Consider the following 24,301-nt stretch of genomic DNA (forward strand, 5'->3'; position numbering starts at 1 on the left):
ATGACACGCAAGGCAAAACGACCCCCGGCGACACGCGCGCCGGCCATCGGCCTGCTGGCCACCAGCGCGGCCCTGGCCCTGACGGCGGGCCTGGCCCGGGCCGAGGGAGAGGTGACCATCGCCTCCTGGGGCGGCTCCTACCAGGAGGCCCAGAGCAAGGCGCTGTTCGAACCAGCCGCCGAGGCCACCGGCGTGACGGTCAAGCAGGAAACCTATGGCGGCATGTCCGACGTGCGGCTGCAGGTCTCGACCGGCCAGGTGACGCTGGACATCGTGGCCAGCGGCTCGGGCTCGGCGGCACGGGCCGGGGCCGAAGGGCTGCTGGAAGAACTGGATTACGACGTGATCGACGTCACCAGTTTCTACCCGACGCTAAAATCCACCTATTGCGTGGGGGGTGACGTGTTCTCGACGGTCTATGCCTGGAACACCGACACCTATGGCGAGGACGGCCCGCAAAGCTGGGCCGATTTCTGGGATGTCGAGGCCTTCCCCGGCAGCCGGGCCTATCGCGGGTCCGTGGCCGGGGCGTTGGAACCGGCGCTGATGGCCGATGGCGTGCCGCCCGAAGAGATCTACGAGGTGCTGTCTTCTGAAGAAGGGATCGAGCGGGCCATCGACAAGATCCGCGAGCTGCGCCCCCATATCGACGTGTTCTGGACCTCGGGCGCCCAGCATGCCCAGCTGATGAAGGACGGCGAGGTCGACATGACCACCGGCTGGAACGGCCGGTTCGACAATGCGGCCAAGGACGGGGCCAAGGTGACCTATTCCTTCAACCAGGCGCTTCTGGATTACGATTGCTTTGCCATTCCCAAGGGAGCGCCCAACAAGGACGTGGCCATGGCCTTCCTGGCCGAGATCTCCAAGCCGGAATACCAGGACGATCTGCCTAAATACATCACCTATGGTCCGACCAACAAGGCGGCCTATGACACCGGCGAGATTTCCGCCGAGGTGGCGGCCACGCTGCCGTCCTCGCCCGAGAACGCCGCGCTGCAGCTGCCGGTCTCGCTGGAATGGTATGCCGAATGGGAAACCGTGGCCGCCGAGCTCTACCAGGAAATGCTGACCGAGTGAGCATGGCCCACAGATGACCAGGACCCGTCGGTCGGCAACCCGGCCGCCGGGCAGATGCCCTTTGCAAGACCCAGGATCCGGGAGCAGGATTTGACCGACCAGACCAAGGATGCGCTGCCGATCACCGTGCGCAACGTCACCAAGACATATGGCCCCGTCCATGCGCTGGACGATGTGTCCATCGACGTCGAGAGCGGCGAGTTCCTGACCCTCCTTGGCCCGTCGGGGTCGGGCAAGACAACGCTGCTGATGGTGCTGGCCGGGTTCACCCGACCCGATTGCGGCAGCCTGAAATTCGGCGATACCGAGGTCATCCGCACACCGCCGCACCTGCGCGACCTGGGCATGACCTTTCAGAGTTATGCGCTGTTCCCGCATATGACGGTGGCCGGCAACGTCGGCTATCCGCTGCGCTTGCGCAAACGCCCAAAGGGTGAGATCGCCGAGCGGGTGGCACGTGCGCTGGATACCGTCCAGCTGGGCGGCTTTGGCGACCGGCGGATCGACCAGCTGTCAGGCGGTCAGCGCCAGCGGGTGGCCGTGGCGCGCGCCATCGTGTTTGAACCCGGCATCCTGCTGATGGATGAACCACTTTCGGCGCTGGACAAGAAATTGCGCGACCAGATGCAGATCGAGCTGCGCCACCTGCATGAACAGCTGGGCATGACGACGGTCTATGTCACCCATGACCAGCGCGAGGCCCTGACCATGTCCGACCGCATCGCGGTGGTGAACCATGGGCGCATCATGCAGCTGGCCACCCCGCGCGACCTCTACGAACGGCCGGCCAACCGTTTCGTGGCCGATTTCATCGGGGAGTCGACCTTTCTGGATGTCACCCGCCAGGGGGATGGCGTGGCCTATGCCGGCCAGCCGCTCAGGCTGGGTGCTCCGCCCCCGGCTGCCCAGGCGTTGCAGCTGATGATCCGGCCCGAGCGCATCGTGCTGCTGGACGGTGACGGGACCGGAGAGCAGGGGCCGGGCAGGGACGGGATGAACCTCTTCGCCGCCACGGCCACCGACGTGGTCTACCAGGGTGACAGCTATCTGCTGCATGCCCGGCTGGCCGATGACACGCTGATCGCCCTGCGCGGGCCGATGCGCGGCACGGCAGACCTGCCGGCGGCCGGCCAGCCCGTCACCCTGGGCCTGGCCCCCGAGGACAGCGTGCTGATCGATGCGGGCGGGGCCTGAGATGACCGCAACCTCGACCCATGGCCGTCAGACCGCCACAAAGGCCGCCCATGGCGACGGGCTGAACGCCCGCGGGCTGCGCCGCGACGACCGGCTGGAACGGCTGGCGCTCTTCGGGCTCAGCTCTCCGGCGCTGCTCCTGATCCTTGTCATCCTCGTGCTGCCCGTGGGCTGGCTGTTCTACGTGTCCTTCCTGGGCGCCGACGGCACGTTCTCGCTGGAGAATTACGAGAGGATGATCAGCCGCAAATCCTATGCCCGGATCTTCGTGACCACCTTCAAGGTCAGCCTGCTGACCACGGGTATCTGCATCCTGATCGGCTATCCGCTGGCCTATTTCCTGTCGCAGCTGCCTGACCGGCTGGCCAACCTGGGCCTGATCACCGTGCTGCTGCCGTTCTGGACCTCTCTGCTGGTGCGCACCTATGCCTGGCTGGTGCTCTTGCAGAAACAGGGGTTGGTCAACACCTGGGCCATATCGCTGGGCCTGTGGGACGAACCGCTGAAGATCGTGCACAACATGACCGGCACGCTGATCGGCATGGTCCATATCATGCTGCCCTTCCTGATCCTGCCTGTCTATGGCTCGATGCGCGCGATCAACCGTGACCTGATGAAGGCCGCGTCCAACCTGGGCGCCCATCCGCGCCGGGCCTTCTGGGATGTCTTCTTTCCGCTCACCATGCCCGGGCTCAGCGCCGGGGCGCTGATGGTCTTCATCCTGTGCCTGGGGTTCTTCGTCACCCCGGCGGTACTGGGCGGGGGCAAGGTCATCATGGTGTCGATGCAGATCGTGCGCAACATCGAGCTCTTCGTGAACTGGGGCGCGGCCTCGGCGCTGGGCGTGGTGCTGCTGGTGCTGACCATGGCCATCCTCTGGGTGGCCTCGCGCTTTCTCAAGCTGGAAACCATCGCGGGGGGCGGCCATTGATGTCCTGGTTCCGCCGCCCCGCCACCGAAACCCAGATCACCCATGGCCAGCGCCTGTGGCTCTACCTGCTGTCGGGGATCATCATGATCCTGCTGGTGCTGCCCACGCTGATCGTCATCCCGATGTCCTTCTCGGACAGCCAGTACCTGGAATTCCCGCCCGAGAGCTGGTCGACGCGCTGGTATGGCCATTACTTCGGCTCGCCCGAATGGATGCGGGCCACGGTCACCTCGCTCAAGGTTGCCTGTCTGACCATGCTTGTCGCCACGCCGGTCGGCGTGCTGGCGGCCTATGGGCTGCATGCGTCCAACGTGGCCTTTGTCCGCGCGGCCTTTGTCCTGATGCTGACGCCGATGATGGTGCCTCTGGTGCTGGTCGCCATCGGGGCCTTTTATGCCTATGTCCAGCTCAAGATCCTCTATACCGTGACCGGGCTGGTGCTGGCCCATACCGTGCTGGCCCTGCCCCTGGTCGTCATTGTCACGGGATCGGCCCTGAAAAGCTATGACATGGCCCAGGAAAACGCCGCCCGCTCTTTGGGTGCGCCGCGCTGGAAGGCCTTCATGACGGTCACCCTGCCGCAGATCCGCTTTGGCGTGATCACCGCCGCGCTGCTGGCCTTCCTGACGTCCTTCGACGAGGTCGTCGTGGCCATGTTCATCTCGGGCGGTGACAATCCGACACTGACGCGCAACATGTTCAATGCCTTGCGCGACCAGATCGATCCGACCATTGCCTCCATCTCGACGATCATGATCCTGGTCACCACCTTCATGATGGTCCTGGCCCAGACCCTGGGCCGCGACCGCAAACCCAAGTGAGCCAGAGCCCCATGATCGACCTGCAGACCTTTGCCAGCCTCGCCGACACCGAGCTGGGCGATTTCGCCCCCAAGCTCACCAGCCTGACCGACGGCCAGCAGGAAGCCGCGAAGACCTTGTGGCAAAGCCCCGACGGTCGCCTGAAGATCGGTGTCTGGGAATGCACGCCGGGCCATTTCACCGCCGATCGCACGGCGGCGGGCGAATATTGCCACATCCTGTCGGGCCGGGCCTCTGTCACCAATGCCGACGGCTTCGGCACCCGCGAGATCGGGCCGGGCGATTTGCTGGTGCTGCCCCAGGGCTGGACGGGCGAATGGGTGATCCACGAACAGATGCGCAAGCTCTTCGTCATCGACGCCGCGCCCGCCGCCTGATCTCCGCGGGTCAGAACCGGTCGGGCCGGTAGGGCGCCAGGTCGATGTTGGGCCGGCGTCCGGCGGCCAGGTCGGCCACCAGCCGGCCAAGCTTTGGCCCGATGGTCAGGCCCACATGCTGGCCCCCGTAGGCATGCAGCACCCCCGGCGCGGCCGTGGTTTCGCCCAGGGCCGGCAGGCTGTCGGGCGTTGTCGGCCGGCGGCCCATCCAGGTCGTGGCCGTCTCGAAGGCCAGGTCGGGATAGACCTGGCGCATGGCCCGGGCGATGAAGGCCGGCGGGGCGGGGTCTTCGGGCCCGTCCAACCCGGCAAATTCCACCACACCGGCCGCGCGCAGGGCGCCGTCCATCGGGGTCAGCACGAACTTGGAATCCGTCACCATGTAGGGATGCGGCGCGGTAAAGGACGGCGCCTGCATCATCACGTGATAGCCCCGTTCGGCCTCCAGCCGCATGCGCAGCCCCAGCCCGCCCGACAGCCGGGCCGACCAGGCCCCGGCGGCCAGCACCACCCGGGCCGCGCCGATCACCGCACCGCCCTCCAGCGTGACCTCGGGCGCCCGGCCCGGGCGGATCGCCACGACGCGGCCCTGGCGGTATCCGCCGCCCTGGCGCCGGTAATGGTCGAACAGCGCGGCGACATAACCACCGGGAGACCCCAGCCAGGTGAAATCGCGCATCAGCGTGCCGAAAGTGTAATGCGGGCCAAGATGGGGGTCGCGGGCGATCAGCTGGGCGCGGTCCAGCGGCTCGGGCTCCAGGTCGAAACGGCGGCGGATTTCGTGGCCCAGCGTGTCGGCCTCGTAATCGGCGCGCGTGGCAAAAAGGCTGACGTAATCGCCCCGGCAAAAGAACCGCTCGGCCCCGGTGCCCCGGGCCAGGGCCAGGTGCTGGTCGTTGGCGTCAAAGGTCAACTGCGACAGCGGGCCGGCGATGGCCCGGATGCGCGCGGGCGTGGCATTGCGCAGGAAGGGCGCCAGCCAGGGCAGCAGGCGGGGCAGGTAGCGCCAGCGCAGGTAGAGCGGCGAGGCCGGGTCCAGCACCATCATCGGCGCCTTGCGGGCCAGCGCCGGGGTGGCCACCGGCATGACCGAGGCCCGGGCGATCAGCCCGGCATTGCCAAAGGAGGTCTGGCCCGGATCGCCCGGCAGGATTGGATCGACGATCGTTGTCCTCCAGCCGTCGCGGCGCAGCCATTCGGCGGCCGACACCCCGGTGATGCCACCCCCCACGATGACGATGTGCCGGCCTTCGGGGTCCTGGCCCCCGGTGCCGCTGGGTCCGCCTGTCATTGCGCCCGGTCTCCTGCTGTCGTCCTGCCGCGAGGTTAGCTTTGATTTCAGGCCGATGGCAGGCCCAAAATCGCGTCCCGGCCATGTGCGCCCGGCGCTGCGGGGGCGGGGCCGGGCCGGTGGCGCCGCGCAGGCGGGCAGGGCGGGGGTGACCGTGTGCCGGGGCGGCCTGGGGGGAGGCAAATTGGTGTGGCAAGGATTTGGAAATGGACCTGACGGCCGGACCAATCCGGGCCTAGGTTACCTGCCACTGTGACGACCGGCGCCGGGCGCGCCGCAAGACGGGATACGGCCGGATGGCGGAATTTGATTACATCGTGGTCGGCGCCGGTTCGGCGGGATGCGTGCTGGCCAACCGGCTCAGCGCCAGCGGACGCCACAGCGTCCTGCTGCTGGAAGCCGGGGGCAGCGACCTGAACTTCTGGATCTGGATGCCCATCGGCTATGGCAAGACCTTCTACCGCCGGTCGGTCAACTGGATGTACCAGACCGAGCCCGACCCCGGGCTGAACGGCCGGGTGTCCTATTGGCCGCGGGGCAAGGTCATGGGCGGATCCAGCTCGATCAACGCCATGGTCTATATCCGCGGCCAGGCGCAGGATTTCGAGGATTGGAAGGCCATGGGCAATCCCGGCTGGGGCTGGGACGACGTGTTGCCCTATTTCAAGCGGGCCGAGACCAACGACCGGGGCGCGGATGCCTGGCGCGGCGGCGACGGGCCGCTGCACGTGGCCACGATGGACCGCGACCTGCATCCGCTCTGCGCCGATTTCCTCACGGCCGGGGAAGAGCTTCAATACCCGCGCAATCCCGATTTCAACGGCGCCACCCAGGAAGGCGTGGGCACCTATCAGAACACCGCCCGCGACGGGTTTCGCATGTCGACGGCCCGGGCCTATGTGCGCCCGGCGCGGGGGCGGGGCAACCTGTCCGTGGAAACCCGGGCCCATGCCACGGCGATCACCTTCGACGGCGACCGGGCCACGGGCGTGAGCTACAGCCAACGCGGGCAGGCGCACCATGCCACCGCCCGGGCCGAGGTCATCCTGGCCGCCGGGGCGATCAACTCGCCGCAATTGCTGCAGCTGTCGGGCATCGGGCCGGGGGAGCTGCTGGGCGGGATGGGCATTGGCCTGCGCCGCGATCTGCCGGGGGTGGGGCGCAATCTGCAGGATCACCTGGGCATCGACTATCTCTATCGGTCCAGGGTGCCGACGCTGAACGACCAGCTGCATCCGTGGTACGGCAAGGCCTGGCACGGGCTGCGCTACGTGCTGACCCGGCGCGGGCCGCTGTCGCTGGGGGTGAACCAGGCCGGGGGGTTCGTGCGGACAAGGCCGGGGCTGGAGCGACCCAACATGCAGCTGTTCTTCTCGCCGGTCAGCTATACCAAGGCCCCGCCGGGCAAGCGCCCGCTGATGAACCCCGATCCGTTTTCGGGCTTCCTGATCGGCGCCCAGCCCACGCGGCCGACCTCGCGCGGGCACCTGCAGATCCGGTCGGCCGATCCCTTCGAGCCGGTGGCCATCCATCCCAATTACCTGTCCACCGACCACGACCGGCAGGAGATGATCGAGGCCGCCCGGGTGTCGCGCCAGCTGGCCGAGGCGCCGGCGCTGGCCCGGCTGATCGTGGACGAGATCCTGCCCGGCCCGGCGGTCATGACCGATGACGAGATCCTCGCCGATTGCCGGGCGCGGGCCTCGACGGTGTTCCACCCGGTGGGCACCTGCCGGATGGGGCCGGATGCGCGGAGCGACGTGGTCGATGCCCGGCTGCGGGTGCACGGGCTGCGCGGGCTGCGGGTGGCCGATGCCTCGATCTTTCCCACCGTGACCTCGGGCAACACCAATGCTCCGGCGATCATGGTGGGTGAAAAGGCCGCCGACCTGATCCTGGCCGACGCGGGCTGACCCCGGGCCGCCGCGCAGGGGCGGCGTGGCGGTGGGGCCATCGGAATGGGGCCGGCCGGCGCGCGGCGCTGGAACCCGGAAAGGCGGCCGGGCGGGGAGCAAGCGGCGGGGCGTGCCAAAAGGGGCGGACAGGCGGTTCCGCGTGCCAAGGCGCCGGGGCAGTCAATCGCCTGCGTCACCCGCCGGCAGAGGGTCGGATTGAACGGCCCGGCGCGCCCGGGCCGGACGCGCCGACAGGGCCGCGCCGTCAAGAAAGCTTCACATGGGTTTTGGCCAGCCGTCACATAGCGCCACTAGGTACATCCCGACTGACACTGCAATTCGGATTGCAAGGGGTGAACCAAATGATTGCACAATTGCACAAGCTGACGGGGGCCGCTCTGGCCGTCTTCATGGGCACGACCAGCCTGGGCTCGGCCCAGACGGTCGAATTCTGGCACAGCTTCGGCGGTGCCTCGGGCGAGGCGCTGGACCAGATCATCGCCAATTTCGAAGAAGCCAACCCGGGCATCACCATCGAGGCCGAGAATATCGGCAATTACAACGACATCGTGGCCAAGCTGCAGGCGGCCATCCCGGCCCGCCGCGCGCCCGACGCGGTGATCATGGAAGTCACGCGCTACGGCCTCTTTGCCGACCGGGGCGTGCTGATCGACCTGACGCCCTATTTCGATGCCGACCCGCTGAAGGACGAGCTTTACGATTTCGCCCGCGAGGTCGGGGTCTTCGAGGACAAGACCTATATCGTGCCGTTCAACTCCTCGACGCCGGTTCTCTATTTCAACAAGGCCATCTTCGACCGGGCGGGCCTGCCCGAGGATACGCCTCTCAAGACCTATGACGACATCCTCGCCGCCTCGCAGCAGATCACCGAGGCGCTTGGCGACGACGGCATCACGGGCATCGCCGCGCCGGGCCAGTTCGCGCGCTGGGGCCTGATCATGGACAACGACAGCGACCTGATCGACAGCACCTCGGGCGAGATCCTGATCGACGCCGAGAACACGATCGAAGCCTATGAATTCATGGCCTCGCTGGTGCATGAACACAAGGTCGCCTCGCCCGACGGCGTGACCAAGGAAAACAACGGCCGCGATGCCTTCCTGGCCGGCAAGGTCGGGATGATGATCAATTCCACCGGCAATTACGGCCGGTCGAAAACCGCGCTTGGCGATGACCTGGTGGTCATGCCCATGCCCTGCAACAAGGTCTGTTCCGTGCCGATCGGCGGCGCCGGGATCGGCATCCTGTCGACCTCGGAGAAGGATGTGCAGGACGCGGCCTACAAGTTCGTCAGCTATGCCGCCTCGCCGGAATCGAATGCGATCTGGTTCTCGACGACGGGCTACATGCCGATCAACAAGTCGACCCCCGCCCAGCCGCTGGCCGCCGAGGCCCTGGCCGGCAAGCCGGGCATCGACGTGGCGATCAACCAGCTCGATTTCGCCCGTGGCCGTCCGCGTCCGCCGGTCGTGACCTGGATGCGCGCCACCGAATACGACATGTGGCAGGCCATGGCCCTGGGTCAGCGCGACGTGCGCGAGGTTCTGACGGAATTCGCCGACAAGACCCGCGCCGAAGCCGAACGCCTGGACAAGTGACTTGACCGCCGCAAGTGAAGCGAGGCCCGCCCGTCGGGCCTCGCGCGTTGTCCGAAAGAGCCGTGCCCTGCGCCGGCTGACGCCCTACCTTCTGGCGCTGCCGCTGCTCAGCTTCATCGCCATGTTCACCTATGTCCCGATCGTGACCAGCGTGAACCTGTCGTTCCGCGAATGGGATTTCCTGTCGCCGACCAAGCCCTGGGTCGGGTTGGACAATTACCGCCTGCTGCTGGACAGCCGCGAGTTCTGGAACGCGCTCAAGGTCACCGCCATCTTTGCCGTCATCTCGGTGCCGATCCGGCTGTCGCTGGCCTTGCTGATCGCCACCCGGCTGATGCGCGAAACCTTCGTGTCGCGGCTGATGCGCGGGGCGCTGTTCCTGCCGTCGGTGACCTCGACCGTGGCCATTGCCGTGGTCTTTTCCTGGGTGTTCTCGACCGATTACGGCGTGTTGAACGCGCTGCTCGGGGCGCTTGGCCTGTCCAAGGTCTATTGGATGCAGGATCCCCGGCTGGCCCTGGGCGTGCTGATCCTGGTCAATACCTGGAAGCAGCTGGGCTATGACATCATCATCTATCTCGCCGGGCTGCAGGCCATTCCGACCGAATTGTACGATGCCGCCGCCGTCGACGGCGGGCGCCGGTTCCATGTCTTCCGCCGGATCACCGTGCCGCTGGTCATGCCCACGACCTATTTCCTGCTGGTCATTTCGGTCATCGAGGCCTTCCAGGTCTTTACCATCGTCGATGTCATGACCCGGGGCGGGCCGGCCGGAGCGACCGACATGCTGGTCAACATGCTCTACCGCGTGGGTTTCACCCTGTTCGATATCGGGCTGGGGTCGGCGCTGGCCGTGCTGCTTTTCATCATCCTGATCGCGCTGGCCGTGTTCAAATCCCGCGTGCTGGGCCGGAAGGTGCATTATGAAGCCTGACAATCCCCTGCTGGCCCTTCTTGGCCTGGCCGCCGGCCTGCTGTTCCTGTCGCCGGTGCTCTATTCGATCTGGGCCTCGTTCCAGACCACCGATGCCTATTACACCGGCGAGGTCGAATTCACCTTGCGCAACTACCAGGTCGCGGTCGGCCAGTACAATTTCGCCCGCTACCTGCTGAACTCGGTGATCGTGTCGGGCGCGGTGACGCTGGTCGGGCTGGCCGTGGCGACCATGGCCGCCTTTGCCTTTGCCCGCTACGATTTCCCCGGTGGCAACCTGATGTTTGCCGCTGTGGTCGCCACGCTGATGATCCCCAGCCATATCACGCTGATCCCCAATTACCTGACCCTGGCCCGGGCCGGGCTGCTTGATACCTATTCCGGGCTGATCCTGCCGGCCATTTCGAACGGGTTCGCGGCGTTCTTCCTGCGCCAGTACATCCGGGGCATCCCGCGGTCGCTGGACGAGGCGGCCTACATGGACGGGGCCAATGCCTTGCAGGTGCTGTGGCGGGTGATCGTGCCGATTGCCAAGCCGGCGATCCTGTCGATGGGGCTCTATATCTTCATCGGCGAGTGGAACAATTACATCTGGCCGCTCGTCGCCATCGGCCAGGAGGACATGTACACGCTGCAGGTCGGGCTGGCGCGGCTTTACCGGATCAACCCGGGCGAGGACGTGATCGACTGGCCGCTGGTCATGGCCGCCTCGACGATCACCATCCTGCCGGTGCTTCTGGGCTTTCTGCTGGTGGAACGCCACCTGGTGCGCGGCATTATGATGGGCGCGGTGAAATGACCGGCCGGGACCGGCGCCCCGCGCCCCCGGTCGGCGGAGGTTCGCCGGCCAAGTCCCTGTCCCAACGTGACAATCCGGCCCGCCGCCTTAGGTCCCGACGGACGATGTCCGCGGGCCGGGCGTTCGGGGCCGGGCAGAACCCGCCCCGGCGTCCCTTGGCCCGGGGGCCGGGGACATGCCGGGCAAGCAAACCGCCCGCCGCCGGGCATGCCCCGTGAAAGGAAAAAGACAATGACACGTATCGCATCCCATCGCGGCGGCACCCTGGAATTCGGTGACAGCACGCCCACGGGGTTCCGCGCCACGTCGCGCCTGCCGCTGGACGAGGTGGAATTCGATGTCCACCCCACGGCCGACGGGGCGATCATGGTGCACCATGATCCGACGCTCGATCGCACGACCGACACCAAGGGCGAGATCCGCCAGCTGGCCGAAGCCGAGGTCCGCGCCGCGCGGATCGACTATTCCCGGGGCGAAAGCCCGATCTCGCTGGCCGAGCTCTGCGCGATCTATGCCACCAGCGACGTCGATTTCCGTTGCGAGATCAAGCCGGGCGTCGGCGGTCGCGCCTATGACGATTTCGTGCCCCGCGTGGTGGCCGAGCTGGACCGCCACGGCATGCTGGAGCGCACGGTGTTTTCGTCCTTCCTGATCCGCTCGATGGACGAGCTGGGCCGGGCCACGACCCGGCCGCGCCTGTGGCTGGTCAGCCCGCCGGTGCTGATCCAGCTTGGCATCCATGCGGTGGTCGAGCTGGCCCGGGCGCATGGCATTCCCGAGATCGGGGTGAACATTGATCATGCAGATCGCGCTCTGATGGAAATTGTGGCCGGCGCGGGGCTCGAATTCGGTTGCTGGGCGGCCCATGATTCGGCTCAGATAACCAAGGCGCTGACGTTGGGCGTAAAGGTCTTCACCACGGACCGGCCCAGCCTTGCCATTGATTTACGTAACGATTTTCATGGAGGGATGGCATGAGCGCGATCAGTCTGCGTGACATCCGCAAATCTTACGCACATGGGCCCCGGGTGTTGCATGGGGTGTCGATGGATATCTCCGACGGCGAATTCGTGGTCATCGTGGGGCCGTCGGGCTGTGGCAAGTCGACCCTGCTGCGGCTGATCGCCGGGCTCGAGGATTGCGACGAGGGCGAATTGATCATCGATGGCGCGCGGGCCAATGACCTGGCCCCGCAGGACCGCGACATCGCGATGATCTTCCAGAACTACGCGCTTTATCCGCACATGACGGTGCTGGAAAACATTGCCTTCGGGCTGGAACTGCGCCGGGTGCCCAAGCGCGAGCGGTTGGAACGGGCGCAGGCGGTGGCCCAGACGCTGCAGCTGACGCCCTATCTCGACCGCAAGCCCGGCGCGCTGTCGGGCGGCCAGCGCCAGAGGGTGGCCATGGGCCGGGCCATGGCGCGCGATTGCTCGACCTTCCTGATGGACGAACCGCTGTCCAACCTCGACAACGCCCTGCGCGTGGCCATGCGGACCGAGATCAAGGACCTGCACCGCCAGCTGGGCGCGACGATCATCTATGTCACCCACGACCAGACCGAGGCCCTGTCGCTGGCCGACCGGATCGCGGTGATGAAGGACGGCCACCTGCAGCAATTCGATACGCCGGACGCCATCTATGACCGGCCGGCCAACCGCTTTGTGGCCGGGTTCCTGGGCCAGCCGGCGATGAATTTCGTGGCCGCCGGCCGGCTGGACGGCTGGACCGGGCCGGGCGAGGTCGAGGTCGGGCTGCGGCCTGACATGCTCGATTTGTGCCGGACCCGGCCGCATGGCCCGGCGCTTGAGGCGCGGGTCAGCCTGGCCGAGATGACCGGGGCCACGGTGACACTCTATTGCGACAGTGCGGCGGGCCGGTTGTCGGCCGTGGTGCCCCGGGGCGGGGACCTGCCGCACGAGGGTGATACCGTCTGGCTGGCCTTCGACCCGGACAAGGCGCTGTTCTTCGACCCGGACAGCGGTCTGCGCCTGGACGATCGCCGGGCCGCGGCCTGATCCATGGCCACAGGCGAGGGCGAGGACATCGCCGCCCGGCTGGGCGACCTGATCAACCGGCATTCCGACCGGCTGACCGATGCCGACGGGCGGCTGCTGGACGTGGTCCAGCGCGATCCGCTGCGCGCGGCGATGGAAAACGGCAAGGAGGTCTCGCAGCGGGCGGGCGTGCATCCGGCCTCGGCCGTGCGGCTGGCCCGGCGGCTGGGGTTCAAGGGCTATCCTGAATTCCGCGGCTTCCTGCAGGCCAGCCTGGTCGAAGGGCAGGGCGAATATGAAAGCCCCTCGGCGCGGATCGCCGCGCGGCTGGAAAAGGCGGGCGAGGGCGGGCTGTTGCGGTCGATCCTCGACAGCGAGATCGCCGCGCTGGAGGCCCTGCGCGACGGGGTCGGTGACGCCGATATCCGGCGGTTTTCAGAGGTGCTGCGCGGGGCCGGGCGGATCTTTGTCGTGGGCGCCAGTCACGGGGCGGCGCTGGCCGGGCTGGTCGCCCTGCGCCTGCGCCGGTCGGGTTATGACGCGGTCGACCTGTCGCCGATGGGCCAGCAGCGGCTGGAATGGGTGCATGGCATGCGGGCCGGCGACGTGCTGTGGCTGATCAACTTCCGCAAGGCCAATCCCGATTTGCAGGCGCTGCGCGCGCTGGCCGCCGAGCGCGGGGCCTGTTGCCTGGCCCTGACCGATCCGCGCGGCGCCCGGTTCGACCCGGCGCCCGAGGCGCAGATCTCGGTGTCGCGCGGGGCGGCGGGGGAATCGCAATCGCTGGTCGTGCCGATGACCGTGGCCAACACGATCATCCTCGACCTGGCGGCCATCGACGACGGCCACACGATGCAATCGCTGGCCCGGTTCCGCGACCTGCGCGACCGCCAGGGCTGATCCGGATCACCTGTCGCCAAAGACCATCTCGACGGCAAGGAACGGCCAGCAGCCCCGGTTGACCTCGATGGCCCGGCCATGGGCATCGGGGTTGCGGCTGCGCGAACACCAGGGCCGAGCCGGATCAGTTGTCGCCAAAGACCATCTCGACAGCAAAGAGCGGCCAGCAGCCCCGGTTGACCTCGATGGCCCGTCCCCGGGCATCGCGGTTCCAGCTGCGCGAGCGCAGCACCGGCGCGCCGGGCGTGATGCGCAGCAATTCGGCCTCGGCGCCCTCGGCCATGTCGCCGGTCAGCCGGGTTTCGACCCGTGTATAGCTGTCGATCCCGTGGGCGGCATAGGCGCCCAGCACCGTGCCGGAGGCCGCATAGGCCGTTTCGAAATCGGGCAGGACCAGCGGCGGGAATTCCTTGATGGCCAGGTAGACCGGCGCCTGTCCGGCGCTTTGCACCTGGCGCAGCTCGATGGTCTCGTCCTGCGGGCCGAGGCCGAATGTCTCCTGCGCGGCGGCGCTGGCCGGGCGACGGCCGAGCGACAGGGTCTCGCTTTGCAGGGCGGTGCCGTCCAGCGGGTTGTTGTGGGCCGAATGGGGATGGACCTCGTAGCGCACGGCCAGCGCGCGCACGAAGACGCCCACGCCCTTGCGCGCCTGCAACCGGCCTTCGCGCTGGTGCCGGTCGAGCGCCCGGCGCAGGGTCAGCCGGGTCACGCCGAAGGCCTGGGCCAGGTCCTCTTCGCCGGGCAGCCGGTCGCCCTCGGCCAGCACGCCGCCCTGGATCGCCCGGGCCAGCCGGTCGTAGATCTGCAACCAGATCGGCCGGGCCCGCTTGTCGGTAAAGGCCTCGGCCGCGATCTGCGCCAGCGCGGTGCTCTTGTCCAAGGGTGGTCTCCTTCTCCGCTGTCCGACCAGTTGCCGCGATGCGGCGCGAAAGGCAACCGCCGTGGCGATTGTCACAGAGCTGCAGCCGGCCTGTCACGAATCCGTCGTGGCCCGGGACTAGAGCAGGGATGCAAGCTGCTGTGTATACAGCAAATGGATCCCGCACCGTCAAATGGAGTTCTTCCCATGACGTTCACCGCACTCACCCGCCGTCAGGCGCTGGCCGGCATGACCGGTCTGACCGCCGCCACCATCCTGCCGCGCCGCGCGCTGGCCGCCGATGTCACGGTCACCGTGTCCAGCCCCTGGGGTGCCGACCGGCCGTTCCAGCAGGTGGTCGATGCCTTCAACGCCAAGGGCACCGGCGTGCAGGTCGTCAACCGGATGGACGGCAATTACCAGGAAATGGCCACCAAGGCCCTGGCCTCGATCGCCTCGGGCCGGCCGCCGGAAATGATGATCACCGGCTGGAAATTCGGCTATTTCGCCGAGCGCACCCTGGGCGCGCGGGATTTCAACGAGATCGACGAGACCCGGGCCCGGTCGATCATCGGCCAGTTCAAGCCGCAGGTCCATGAGCTGGTGACCTTTGACGGCAAGCTGATTGGCCTGCCCTGGGCGATGTCGACGCCGGTGACCTGGATCAACATGGACCTGTGGCGCGAGGCCGGGCTGGACGAGGCCATCCCGATGGATGTCAGCCACGACTGGATCATGGAACAGGCCCGCGTCATCGAGGACAGGCTGGGCGGGGGCAACCACCCGACCTATCGCTCGGCCATGGACCTGTCGAACAACGAATGGACCAGCCAGGCCTATATCCAGAACGCCGGCGGCTACATCCTGCAGGGCGACCGGGTCACCTGTGACAGCCCCGAGGCCGCGGCCGGCATGGAAGCCTTTGCCGCCCCGGTGCAGGCCGGCCTGTGGAAGAACCTGGATTACCGGGCCCAGGCCCAGGCCCAGATCGGCGGCGCCATTGCCATCGTGACCACCTCGTCGGCCCGGTCGGAAGCTCTGGCCAATTCGGAATTCGAATTCAAGGACGTCATGTTCCCCTCGCTGAACGGCAACCGGAACATGAACTCGGGCGGCAACTTCCTGGCCATCTATGCCCGCGACCAGGAACTGGCCCAGGCCTCGATGGCCTTCCTGGAATTCTGCGCCTCGAAGGAAGGCCAGGAGATCTGGTCCAAGGTCGGCTATCTCAACACCTCGGTCCATGACATCGCCCCGCTGCCCCTGCAGGATGCGGCCTATGCCCAGCTGGCCCAGGGCCTGACGGCCGAAACGATCTGGCCGGGCGAACGCGGCCTGGAAGGCCAGGATGTCTGGCGCCAGTGGGTGGCCCGCATGGTCGAAGGCGAGACCTCGCCCGTGGTGGCCCTGTCGCGCGCCCAGGCCGAGCTGCAGCAGCTGATCGGCTGACCCGTTGTCGCGACGCATGATCATGGCGCTGGCCCCGTGGATCTTCACCGGGCCGGCGCTTCTCTTCGCGCTGGTCTTCCTGTACGCGCCGGTGGTCTTTTCGGTGGGCCTGTCGCTGTCGGACTGGAACTTCATCCGGCCGCAGGCGCAATTCGTCGGGCTGGACAATTACGCGCGCATCTTCCGCGATCCCAATTTCCGCGATGCGCTGAGCAATACCGGGCTGTACTGCCTGGTGCTGATCCCGGCCCAGATCCTGGTGCCCCTGGGCCTGGCCGCCGCGCTGATGCGCGTGCGCAATGTCCGGCTGGCCAGCGGCTACAAGATCGCCCTGTTCCTGCCGACGATCCTGGCCTATTCGACCGCCGGCATCGCCTGGCTGTGGCTGTTCGATCCGCTCAACGGGTTCCTCAACACCGTGCTTGGCTGGTTCGGCCTGCCGCCCGAACGCTGGCACACCGATCCCGACCTGGCCCTGTGGTGCGTGACGCTGGTGGCCTTCTGGAAGAACTTCGGGCTGAACATGCTGCTCTTCCTGGCCGCCCTGGTGTCGATCCCAAAGCCGGTGCTCGAAGCCGCCGCGCTGGATGCCGCGCGGCCGGGATGGCGGTTCCTGACGATCGACCTGCCGATGATCTCGCCGACCTTCTTCTTCGTGGCCGTGACCACGACCATCGGCGTGCTGGACGACATTGTCGGGGCCATCGACGTGCTGACCGAAGGCGGGCCCTACGGGCAATCGTCCAACATTCTCTACTACATGTACGAACGCGGGCTGAAGTTCTTCCAGTTCGGCCAGGCCAGCGCGGCCTCGGTGCTGATCATCCTGCTGATCCTGGCCGTGACCTGGGCCCAGTTCCGCATGTTCGAACACCGGGTGCATTATGAAAGCTGACCGCCACGACACGGCCCGCGCCGAAAGGGCCGCGCGATGAGAGCCGCCCCCCGGGCCTGGGCCGTGCATGGCCTGCTGATGCTGGCCGCCCTGCTGTCGATCTTTCCGCTGTTCTGGATGACCACGACGGCCTTCACGCCCAACGAGCTGGTCCTGCAAAAGGCCTTTCGCTTCTGGCCCGACGAGCCGTCGCTGGCCAATTTCAACCGGGCCTTCGCCGATTACCCGGTGGCCATGTGGCTGTGGAATTCCATCCTGATCGCCGGGCTGGTCACCCTGGGCAAGCTGGTCATCGCCGTGCCCGCGGGCTTTGCCTTTGCCCATCTGCGCTTTCGCGGGCGCGAGGCGGCATTCTGGGCCATCGTGGCCACGATGACCTTTCCCACGGTCATCGGTATCGTGCCGCTCTACGTCGGCATCTCCAAGATCGGCTGGTTCGACAGCCGGGCCGGGGTCATCGTGCCGTCGATCGCCTATATCGGCTTTTACGTCTTCTTCATGCGCCAGACCTTTCGCACCCTGCCGCCCGAGATGTTCGAAGCCGCGCGGATCGACAATGCCGGGCCGTTCCGCCAGCTGCTGCAGATCGGCCTGCCCAACGTGGTGCCGGCCGTGGCCTCGCTGTCGGTGATCAGCTTCATGGGCGCGTGGAACATCTATCTGTGGGCGTTGCTGGTGCTCGACAGCCCGGAAAAGCGCACCCTGGCCGTGGGGCTGAAGGCCTTTACCTCGATCGACGACCACGAACCGCTCTGGGGGCCGATGATGGCCGTGGCGCTGCTGTCGTGCCTGCCGGTCATGGTGATCTTTGCCTTTGCCCAGCGGTTTGTCATGGCCGCCTTCACCGGGAGGGTCGGGGAATGAAGGTCGCGATCCTGGGCAACATCAACCTCGACCTGGTGCTGCAGGTCGACCGGCTGCCCGAGGCCCACGAGAAGATGGGCGCGTCCTCGGTGGCCATCGGCGGTGGCGGGGCGCCGGCCAACGTGGCCTGGTGGCTGGCCCGGCTGGGGCACGAGGTGCATTACTTTGCGGCCATCGGCGACGACCCGCTGTGCGACATCGCGCTGGAAGGGCTGGAGGCGGTGGGCGTGCGGCTGGACGGGGTGCGCCGGCTGCCCGAGCTGGGCGTGACCCTGGCGGTGATGCTGGCCAATGGCCCCGACAAGCGCATGATCGGCGCGCGGTCGGGCGATCGCGACCGCGCCGCGCAGGCCTTTGCCGCGCTGGTGGCCGAGTGTGATTTCGGGCCCTTCGACCACCTGCACACCCTGGCCCAGGCCCATCCGCTGCTCTTTGCCCGGGGCCGGCGCCGCGACCTGGCCGGGCTGGCCGTGTCGGCCGATCTGAACGGAGCCTACACGGCGGCCATCGCCGCGGCCTATGACATCTGCTTTTCCAACCGCGACGAGCTCTGCCGCAAGACCGGGCGGGGCGATCCCGAGACCCTGTTCGCCGGCGACCTGGCCGGCTGTGGCCATCACCTTGTCATCACCAACGGCGCCCGCGATGTCACCGCCTACCGGCCGGCCGGCCCCGTGCGCGTGGTGCCGCCGCGCCAGCAGGTCGTCGACAGGACCGGGGCGGGGGATGCCTTTTGCGCGGGCTACCTGCATGCGACCTGGGATGGCGCCGCGCCGCGGGCCGCGATTTCGGCCGGGCTTGCCCTGGCCGGAGGAGCAATGTCGGGCCATGGCTGCCGGCCGCTGACCGCCGAAAGCCTGGCGGCCCTGTCCCAGCTGACTGCCGATTGCGTTCATTGACACAGATCCCGGCGGCCTTCGGCCCACCGCGCTGAAACTTTTCGCGGCAAATGTTCACAATTCGGGCGGGACCATACGGCAACCGTCGAAAAGGTTTGGGAATCGCACAACGCCCGGTGGAACCTGAAGTCCCGGAAAGGCGGCGCGCCCGGCGCGTGCCGGTCTTGCGGGCCACGAAAGGACAACAGGGAGATCCACAATGACGGTGACCAGAACACTGGCAGCGGCACTCATGACCACGGCTCTGACCGTGCCACTGGCGGCAAGCGCCGAAAACGTCCTGCGATGGACCAGCCAGGGCGACGCCCTGACGCTCGACCCGCATTCGCAGAACGAAGGCCCGACGAACTCGATGAACTCGCTGATCTATGAATCGCTGGTCAGCCGCAATTACGAACTGGTGCTGGAACCCGAACTGGCCGAAAGCTGGGAGGCCGCGCCCGATGGCTGGACCTTCAAGCTGCGCGAAGGCGTCAAGTTCCACGACGGATCGGATTTCACCGCCGAGGATGTCGTGTTCTCGTTTGAACGGGCCATGGCCGAAAGCTCGGATTTCAAGGAACAGGCCAAGGCCGTGACCGGGGTCGAGGTGATCGACGATTACACCGTCAAGCTGATCACCGACGGGCCGAACCCGATCCTGGCCAACCAGCTGACCGGCATCCTGATCATGGACAAGGGCTGGTCCGAGGCCAACAACGTGCTGGCCCCGCAGGATTATGCCGCCTCCGAGGAAACCTATGCCGTGCGCAATGCCAACGGCACCGGGCCCTTTGTCGTTGCCAGCCGCGCGCCCGAAGAGCTGACCGTGCTGACGGCCAATCCCGAATGGTGGGGCAAGGATCTGTATCCCGGCAATCTCGACAAGATCGAGTACAGGCCGATCTCCAACGCCGCCACGCGGGTGGCGGCGCTGCTCTCGGGCGAGGTGGACTTCGTGCTCGACCCGCCGCTGCAGGATCTCAAGCGGATCGAGGCGGCCGACGGGCTGGAGGTCAAGACCGCCGCACAGATCCGGTCGATCTTCTTCGGATTCGACGTGGCTTCGGACACGCTGCGCAGCTCGAACCTCGAGGAAAACCCGTTCAAGGACCAGCGCGTGCGCGAGGCCTTCAACCTGGCCATCGACAAGGATGCGATCCAGCGCGTGGTGATGGAGGGGCTGTCCTTCCCCACCGCGATGGTCACGCCGCCGGGCGTTCTGGGCAACACGCCCGAGCTGGACGAGCAATATGGTTTCGACCCCGAAAAGGCCAAGGCCCTGATGGAAGAGGCCGGGTATCCCGACGGGTTCACCGTGCAGCTCGACTGCCCGAACAACCGCTACAACAACGATGAAAAGATCTGCCAGGCGGCCGTGGCCATGCTGGCCAAGGTCGGCATCGACGTGAAGCTCGACGCGATCCCCAAGGCCCAGCATTTCCCCAAGATCCAGAACCGGACCACGGATTTCTACATGCTGGGCTGGGGCGTGCCGACGCTCGACAGCCATTACGTCTTTGCCTACCTGCTGGAAAAGGACGGGTCGTGGAATGCCGGCGGTTATGACAATGCCCGCGTGAACGAGATCACCCAGGCCATCACCACGGAAACCGACCTCGACAAGCGCACCGCGCTGATCGACGAGGCCTGGCAGATCATCAAGGACGAAAAGCCCTATCTGCCGCTCCATCACCAGGTCATCGCCTGGGCCATGTCGGATGATTTCGACATCCCGATCGCCTCGGACGACAGCCTGCGTCCGCGTTACGTCATCAAGAAGTGACGACCTTGTCCGGGCGGCCCTTGCGCCGCCCGGCACCTGGCCGACGCGAGCAGATACATGTTTCTTTTCATTCTCAAGCGGCTGGCGCAGTCGCTGCTGGTCATGGCCGTGGTGTCGGCCGTGTCCTTTTCGCTGTTCAATTTCGTGGGCGACCCGGTCAACAACATGGTCGGCCAGGATGCCACGCGCGAACAAAGGGTCGAGATCCGTGAAAAGCTGGGGCTGAACGATCCGATCCTGACCCAATACGCCCGGTTCATGGGCAACGCCGTGCGCGGCGATTTCGGCCTGTCCTATCGCATCCGCCGGCCGGTCGATCAGCTGATCATGGAACGCCTTCCGGCCACCCTGGAACTGGTCTTCGTCTCGGCCGTCATCGCGCTGGTCGTGGGCATCGGGCTGGGGGTCTACACCGGCATAAGGCGCAACACCTTCCTGTCGCGGGCGATCCTGTCGATCTCGCTGATCGGGGTCAGCCTGCCGACCTTCATCATCGGCATCTCGCTGATCTACCTCTTTGCCGTCACCCTGCGCTGGCTGCCCTCGTCGGGGCGCGGCGGCACGGTGGACCTGGGATGGTGGACGACCTCGTTGCTGACGCTGGACGGCTGGCGCTCGATCATCCTGCCGGCGATCACCCTGTCGCTGTTCCAGCTGACCCTGATCCTGCGCCTGGTGCGGGCCGAGATGCTCGAGGTCATGCGCACCGACTACATCAAGTTCGCCCGGGCCCGGGGCCTGGCCGACCGGTCGATCCATTTCGTCCATGCCCTGCGCAACACGCTGGTGCCGGTGATCACCATCATCGGGCTGAACATCGGCGGGCTGATCGCCTTTTCCGTCATCACCGAAACCGTGTTCCAATGGCCCGGCACGGGGCTGATGTTCATCCAGGCCGTCGATTTCGTCGATGTGCCGATCATGGCGGCCTACCTGTGTTTCGTCGCGCTGCTCTTCGTTCTGATCAACCTGATCGTCGACATCCTGTATTTCGTCGTCGATCCGCGCATCCGGCTGGGAGGCTGACGTGACCGATTTCTCTGACCCGCGCCCCACGCGCTGGCAACGGCTGACAGACAACGACATCTTCTGGTCGTTCATCCATTCGCCCGGGGCCATGATCGCCGCCGCCGTCACGCTCATCTGCATCCTGGCCTGTTTCGCCGCCCCCCTGATCGCGCCGTTCAACCCGTTCGATCCCGCGCAGATCTCGCTCTGGGACGGCAAGCTGCCCCCCGCCTGGGTGGACGGCGGCCAGCCGCAATACCTGCTGGGCACCGACAACCAGGGCCGCGACATGCTGTCGACCATCCTTTACGGCGGACGACTGTCGATCCTGGTGGGCCTGGCGGCGGTCTGCCTGGGCATGGTGCTGGGCGTCTCGCTGGGCGTGATCTCGGGCTATGTCGGGGGGGCGACGGATGCGATCATCATGCGCATCGCCGATGTGCAGCTGACCATTCCGGGCATCCTGCTGGCCATCCTGATCAACGGCATCGGCCGGGCGATCCTGCCGCTGGAGATGCGCGAGGATTTCGCGATCTACGTGGTGATCATCGCTATCGGCCTGACCGACTGGCCGCAATTCGCCCGCGTCGCCCGCGGCGCAACCCTGGTCGAGGCCAACAAGGAATACGTACAGGCCGCCCGGGTCATCGGCCTGCCGGGCTGGCTGATCATGGTCCGCCACATCTTCCCCAACACCCTGCGGCCCGTCCTTGTCATCGCCACCATCGGCCTGGCCCTGGCCATCATCGCCGAGGCCACGCTCAGCTTTCTGGGCCAGGGCATTCCGCCCACGACGCCCTCGCTCGGCACGCTGATCCGCGTGGGCAACGAATACCTCTTCTCGGGGCTCTGGTGGATCACCTTCTTCCCGGCGCTGACCCTTGTCGTGCTGGTCTTCTCCGTCAACCTGCTGGGCGATTGGATGCGCGACGCCCTCAACCCGAAGCTGCGATGACCGATCTTCTCACCATCACCGACCTCGACGTCGAATTCCCCACCCGCCGGGGCACCGTTCTGGCCGCCCGCAAGGTTTCGCTGTCTGTCGCGCCCGGCGAGGTGCTGGGCCTTGTCGGCGAAAGCGGGGCGGGGAAATCGACCATCGGCAATGCCATCATCAACCTGCTGGAACGGCCCGGCCGGGTGGCCGGCGGTCAGATCCTGTTCGAAGGCCAGGACCTGCGCGCCCTGGACGAGGACCAGATGCGCAAGGTGCGCGGGGCCAGGATCGGCATGATCTTCCAGGATCCCCAGACCTCGCTGAACCCGCTGCTGACCATCGGGGCGCAACTGGTCGAGACGATCCAGAAGGCCACCGATTTCAAGGGCAACGCGGCCACCGACCATGCCGTGGGCCTGCTGGAGGCCGTGGGCATCACCGAGGCCCGCGCCCGGCTGAAATCCTACCCCCACCAGTTTTCCGGGGGCATGCGCCAGCGCGTGGTCATCGCGCTGGCCCTGGCCGGTGACCCGGACCTGGTGATCGCCGATGAACCGACCACGGCGCTCGATGTCTCGATCCAGGCCCAGATCCTCGACCTGCTGAAAAAGCTCTGCCGGGAACGCGACCTGGGCGTGATCATCGTGACCCATGACATCGGGGTGATCGCCAATATCGCCGACCGGGTGGCGGTGATGTATCGCGGCGAGGTGGTGGAAACCGGGGCCGTGGCACAGGTGCTGGGCGCCCCGCGCCACGACTACACCAAGAGCCTGATCGCCGCCGTGCCCCGGGCCGACACGCGCCTGCACCGGTTCACCTCGGTGGATTACATCGAAGGCGGCGCGGCCCAGGCCAGCCGCATCGACATCAAGTCGCACTGGCTGGGGCAGGGGCGCAAGGCCGATCCCGACCGCTCGGCCATGATCGAGATCGACGGGCTGGACCTGTCCTTTGTCCTGCAGGGCGCGATCCTGCGCAGGAACCGCAAGATGGTCCACGCGGTCGACAATGTCAGCCTGACCGTCCAGAGGGGCGAAACCCTGGGGCTGGTGGGCGAAAGCGGGTCAGGCAAATCCACCGTGGCCCGGCTGATCGCGGGGCTCTTCACCCCCGATTCCGGCACTATCCGGGTCGCGGGGCAGGACGTGACCACCAGGCCCGACGCGCCCGAGGCCAAACGCGCCCGGCGCATGGTGCAGATGATCTTCCAGGATCCCTATTCCTCGCTCAATGCACGCATGTCGGTGCGCGACATCGTGGCCGAGCCGATCCGGTTCTACCGCACCAGCGGTTCGGAAAGCGAAACCCGCAGGATCGTCGGAGACCTGCTGGATCACGTGGGCCTGGGCGCGCGGGCGGCCGAGCGCTATCCGCATGAATTCTCGGGCGGGCAAAGGCAGCGGATCTCCATCGCCCGGGCGCTGGCCTCGCGGCCGGAAATCCTGATCTGCGATGAACCGACCTCGGCTCTGGACGTGTCGGTGCAGGCCACGATCCTGAACCTTCTCAAGGACTTGCAGGAAGAACTTGGCCTGACCATGCTGTTCATCACCCATGATTTGCCGGTGATCCGCCAAATGGCCGACCGCATCGCGGTGATGCGCCACGGGGCGATCTGCGAGGTGGCCGAGACCGACCGGCTGTTTGCCGATCCGCAGCATGATTACTCGAAACACCTGCTCGGCCTGATGCCCCGGATGGAGATGCTGACCCCGCTGCCCGCCGAACCCGGGCGCGAGACCGCGTAGGATGGGTTTTCCAAACCCATCGGTTGTGCCCCGCCC

General features: G+C 66.8%; 23 protein-coding genes. 20 read left to right on the forward strand and 3 right to left on the reverse strand.

Annotated features, from left to right (window positions below):
• From ACK3BB_RS11800 to ACK3BB_RS11820, 5 genes are read left to right on the forward strand one after another with little or no spacing between them, the layout of a single operon-like run.
• Positions 1–1,080: a polyamine ABC transporter substrate-binding protein gene (locus tag ACK3BB_RS11800; protein WP_428924837.1), complete on the forward strand. Its 1,080-nt coding sequence runs from the start codon at positions 1–3 to the stop codon at positions 1,078–1,080.
• 54 nt (positions 1,081–1,134) lie between these two features.
• Positions 1,135–2,274: an ABC transporter ATP-binding protein gene (locus tag ACK3BB_RS11805; RefSeq protein WP_428924838.1), complete on the forward strand. Its 1,140-nt coding sequence runs from the start codon at positions 1,135–1,137 to the stop codon at positions 2,272–2,274.
• Between the two features lies 1 nt (position 2,275).
• A complete protein-coding gene (locus ACK3BB_RS11810) occupies positions 2,276–3,205 on the forward strand; it encodes an ABC transporter permease (RefSeq protein ID WP_428924839.1) in 930 nt (309 codons plus the stop codon).
• Positions 3,205–4,026 (forward strand): ABC transporter permease, encoded by an 822-nt coding sequence (locus ACK3BB_RS11815; RefSeq protein WP_428924840.1) that lies wholly within the window; start codon positions 3,205–3,207, stop codon positions 4,024–4,026. The genes ACK3BB_RS11810 and ACK3BB_RS11815 overlap by 1 nt, the downstream gene beginning before the upstream one ends.
• Complete coding sequence (locus ACK3BB_RS11820; RefSeq protein ID WP_428924841.1) at positions 4,023–4,403, forward strand: cupin domain-containing protein; 381 nt, start codon at positions 4,023–4,025, stop codon at positions 4,401–4,403. Before ACK3BB_RS11815 ends, ACK3BB_RS11820 begins: the two co-directional genes overlap by 4 nt.
• 10 nt (positions 4,404–4,413) lie before the next feature.
• Here ACK3BB_RS11820 and ACK3BB_RS11825 read toward each other — a convergent pair whose 3' ends face one another.
• Positions 4,414–5,694 (reverse strand): NAD(P)/FAD-dependent oxidoreductase, encoded by a 1,281-nt coding sequence (locus tag ACK3BB_RS11825; RefSeq protein WP_428924842.1) that lies wholly within the window; start codon positions 5,692–5,694, stop codon positions 4,414–4,416.
• A 296-nt stretch (positions 5,695–5,990) separates the two neighbouring features.
• Here ACK3BB_RS11825 and ACK3BB_RS11830 point away from each other — a divergent pair, with 296 nt between their 5' ends.
• The 7 genes from ACK3BB_RS11830 to ACK3BB_RS11860 all read left to right on the forward strand — a co-directional run bounded on the left by ACK3BB_RS11830 (position 5,991) and on the right by ACK3BB_RS11860 (position 13,838).
• Entirely contained in the window at positions 5,991–7,607 is a 1,617-nt protein-coding gene (locus tag ACK3BB_RS11830) for a GMC family oxidoreductase (protein WP_428924843.1), read from the forward strand.
• Between the two features lie 344 nt (positions 7,608–7,951).
• Positions 7,952–9,208, forward strand: coding sequence for an ABC transporter substrate-binding protein (locus ACK3BB_RS11835; protein ID WP_428924844.1), 1,257 nt, complete (start codon positions 7,952–7,954; stop codon positions 9,206–9,208).
• Between the two features lies 1 nt (position 9,209).
• Complete coding sequence (locus ACK3BB_RS11840) at positions 9,210–10,142, forward strand: carbohydrate ABC transporter permease (protein WP_428924845.1); 933 nt, start codon at positions 9,210–9,212, stop codon at positions 10,140–10,142.
• Entirely contained in the window at positions 10,132–10,941 is an 810-nt protein-coding gene (locus ACK3BB_RS11845) for a carbohydrate ABC transporter permease (RefSeq protein ID WP_428924846.1), read from the forward strand. The genes ACK3BB_RS11840 and ACK3BB_RS11845 overlap by 11 nt, the downstream gene beginning before the upstream one ends.
• Before the next feature lie 231 nt (positions 10,942–11,172).
• Positions 11,173–11,919 (forward strand): glycerophosphodiester phosphodiesterase family protein, encoded by a 747-nt coding sequence (locus ACK3BB_RS11850; protein ID WP_428924847.1) that lies wholly within the window; start codon positions 11,173–11,175, stop codon positions 11,917–11,919.
• The gene (locus ACK3BB_RS11855; RefSeq protein ID WP_428924848.1) at positions 11,916–12,959 is read left to right on the forward strand and encodes an ABC transporter ATP-binding protein; all 1,044 of its coding nucleotides are present in this window, start codon (positions 11,916–11,918) and stop codon (positions 12,957–12,959) included. Before ACK3BB_RS11850 ends, ACK3BB_RS11855 begins: the two co-directional genes overlap by 4 nt.
• Before the next feature lie 3 nt (positions 12,960–12,962).
• Positions 12,963–13,838: a MurR/RpiR family transcriptional regulator gene (locus tag ACK3BB_RS11860; protein ID WP_428924849.1), complete on the forward strand. Its 876-nt coding sequence runs from the start codon at positions 12,963–12,965 to the stop codon at positions 13,836–13,838.
• A gap of 6 nt (positions 13,839–13,844) precedes the next feature.
• On the opposite strand, the gene ACK3BB_RS11865 is transcribed toward ACK3BB_RS11860, so the two are convergent.
• Together ACK3BB_RS11865 and ACK3BB_RS11870 are read right to left on the reverse strand one after the other, a co-directional pair.
• Positions 13,845–13,976, reverse strand: a complete 132-nt coding sequence (locus ACK3BB_RS11865) for a hypothetical protein (protein WP_428924850.1) — start codon at positions 13,974–13,976, stop codon at positions 13,845–13,847.
• On the reverse strand, positions 13,963–14,718 hold the full coding sequence (locus tag ACK3BB_RS11870) for a GntR family transcriptional regulator (protein WP_428924851.1): 756 nt from the start codon (positions 14,716–14,718) through the stop codon (positions 13,963–13,965). The genes ACK3BB_RS11865 and ACK3BB_RS11870 overlap by 14 nt, the downstream gene beginning before the upstream one ends.
• A 186-nt stretch (positions 14,719–14,904) precedes the next feature.
• On the opposite strand from ACK3BB_RS11870, the gene ACK3BB_RS11875 reads away from it, so the two are divergent.
• The 8 genes from ACK3BB_RS11875 to ACK3BB_RS11910 all read left to right on the forward strand — a co-directional run bounded on the left by ACK3BB_RS11875 (position 14,905) and on the right by ACK3BB_RS11910 (position 24,265).
• Positions 14,905–16,146 carry an extracellular solute-binding protein gene (locus ACK3BB_RS11875; RefSeq protein WP_428924852.1) on the forward strand — a complete coding sequence of 414 codons (1,242 nt, stop codon included), beginning with the start codon at positions 14,905–14,907 and terminating at the stop codon, positions 16,144–16,146.
• A gap of 22 nt (positions 16,147–16,168) precedes the next feature.
• Positions 16,169–17,041: a carbohydrate ABC transporter permease gene (locus ACK3BB_RS11880; protein WP_428924853.1), complete on the forward strand. Its 873-nt coding sequence runs from the start codon at positions 16,169–16,171 to the stop codon at positions 17,039–17,041.
• Positions 17,042–17,077: 36 nt separating this feature from the next.
• Entirely contained in the window at positions 17,078–17,905 is an 828-nt protein-coding gene (locus ACK3BB_RS11885; protein ID WP_428924854.1) for a carbohydrate ABC transporter permease, read from the forward strand.
• Positions 17,902–18,804 carry a carbohydrate kinase family protein gene (locus ACK3BB_RS11890; RefSeq protein ID WP_428924855.1) on the forward strand — a complete coding sequence of 301 codons (903 nt, stop codon included), beginning with the start codon at positions 17,902–17,904 and terminating at the stop codon, positions 18,802–18,804. The genes ACK3BB_RS11885 and ACK3BB_RS11890 overlap by 4 nt, the downstream gene beginning before the upstream one ends.
• Positions 18,805–19,003: 199 nt before the next feature.
• Positions 19,004–20,569, forward strand: coding sequence for an ABC transporter substrate-binding protein (locus tag ACK3BB_RS11895; protein WP_428924856.1), 1,566 nt, complete (start codon positions 19,004–19,006; stop codon positions 20,567–20,569).
• A gap of 57 nt (positions 20,570–20,626) precedes the next feature.
• On the forward strand, positions 20,627–21,595 hold the full coding sequence (locus ACK3BB_RS11900) for an ABC transporter permease (RefSeq protein WP_428924857.1): 969 nt from the start codon (positions 20,627–20,629) through the stop codon (positions 21,593–21,595).
• Position 21,596: 1 nt separating this feature from the next.
• The gene (locus tag ACK3BB_RS11905) at positions 21,597–22,532 is read left to right on the forward strand and encodes an ABC transporter permease (protein WP_428924858.1); all 936 of its coding nucleotides are present in this window, start codon (positions 21,597–21,599) and stop codon (positions 22,530–22,532) included.
• Complete coding sequence (locus ACK3BB_RS11910) at positions 22,529–24,265, forward strand: dipeptide ABC transporter ATP-binding protein (RefSeq protein WP_428924859.1); 1,737 nt, start codon at positions 22,529–22,531, stop codon at positions 24,263–24,265. Before ACK3BB_RS11905 ends, ACK3BB_RS11910 begins: the two co-directional genes overlap by 4 nt.
• Positions 24,266–24,301 lie beyond the last annotated feature (36 nt).

This window comes from Marinibacterium sp. SX1 (assembly GCF_050389775.1).
Taxonomy (GTDB): domain Bacteria; phylum Pseudomonadota; class Alphaproteobacteria; order Rhodobacterales; family Rhodobacteraceae; genus Marinibacterium.

Bases quoted from the DNA above. Each gene is read 5' to 3' on its own strand.
- ACK3BB_RS11800 (WP_428924837.1), top strand. From the start codon at position 1: ATGACACGCAAGGCAAAACGACCCCCGGCGACACGCGCGCCGGCCATC.
- ACK3BB_RS11805 (WP_428924838.1), top strand. From the start codon at position 1,135: ATGCCCTTTGCAAGACCCAGGATCCGGGAGCAGGATTTGACCGACCAG.
- ACK3BB_RS11810 (WP_428924839.1), top strand. From the start codon at position 2,276: ATGACCGCAACCTCGACCCATGGCCGTCAGACCGCCACAAAGGCCGCC.
- ACK3BB_RS11815 (WP_428924840.1), top strand. From the start codon at position 3,205: ATGTCCTGGTTCCGCCGCCCCGCCACCGAAACCCAGATCACCCATGGC.
- ACK3BB_RS11825 (WP_428924842.1), bottom strand. From the start codon at position 5,694: ATGACAGGCGGACCCAGCGGCACCGGGGGCCAGGACCCCGAAGGCCGG.
- ACK3BB_RS11830 (WP_428924843.1), top strand. From the start codon at position 5,991: ATGGCGGAATTTGATTACATCGTGGTCGGCGCCGGTTCGGCGGGATGC.
- ACK3BB_RS11835 (WP_428924844.1), top strand. From the start codon at position 7,952: ATGATTGCACAATTGCACAAGCTGACGGGGGCCGCTCTGGCCGTCTTC.
- ACK3BB_RS11845 (WP_428924846.1), top strand. From the start codon at position 10,132: ATGAAGCCTGACAATCCCCTGCTGGCCCTTCTTGGCCTGGCCGCCGGC.
- ACK3BB_RS11850 (WP_428924847.1), top strand. From the start codon at position 11,173: ATGACACGTATCGCATCCCATCGCGGCGGCACCCTGGAATTCGGTGAC.
- ACK3BB_RS11855 (WP_428924848.1), top strand. From the start codon at position 11,916: ATGAGCGCGATCAGTCTGCGTGACATCCGCAAATCTTACGCACATGGG.
- ACK3BB_RS11860 (WP_428924849.1), top strand. From the start codon at position 12,963: ATGGCCACAGGCGAGGGCGAGGACATCGCCGCCCGGCTGGGCGACCTG.
- ACK3BB_RS11875 (WP_428924852.1), top strand. From the start codon at position 14,905: ATGACGTTCACCGCACTCACCCGCCGTCAGGCGCTGGCCGGCATGACC.
- ACK3BB_RS11880 (WP_428924853.1), top strand. From the start codon at position 16,169: ATGGCGCTGGCCCCGTGGATCTTCACCGGGCCGGCGCTTCTCTTCGCG.
- ACK3BB_RS11885 (WP_428924854.1), top strand. From the start codon at position 17,078: ATGAGAGCCGCCCCCCGGGCCTGGGCCGTGCATGGCCTGCTGATGCTG.
- ACK3BB_RS11890 (WP_428924855.1), top strand. From the start codon at position 17,902: ATGAAGGTCGCGATCCTGGGCAACATCAACCTCGACCTGGTGCTGCAG.
- ACK3BB_RS11895 (WP_428924856.1), top strand. From the start codon at position 19,004: ATGACGGTGACCAGAACACTGGCAGCGGCACTCATGACCACGGCTCTG.
- ACK3BB_RS11900 (WP_428924857.1), top strand. From the start codon at position 20,627: ATGTTTCTTTTCATTCTCAAGCGGCTGGCGCAGTCGCTGCTGGTCATG.
- ACK3BB_RS11910 (WP_428924859.1), top strand. From the start codon at position 22,529: ATGACCGATCTTCTCACCATCACCGACCTCGACGTCGAATTCCCCACC.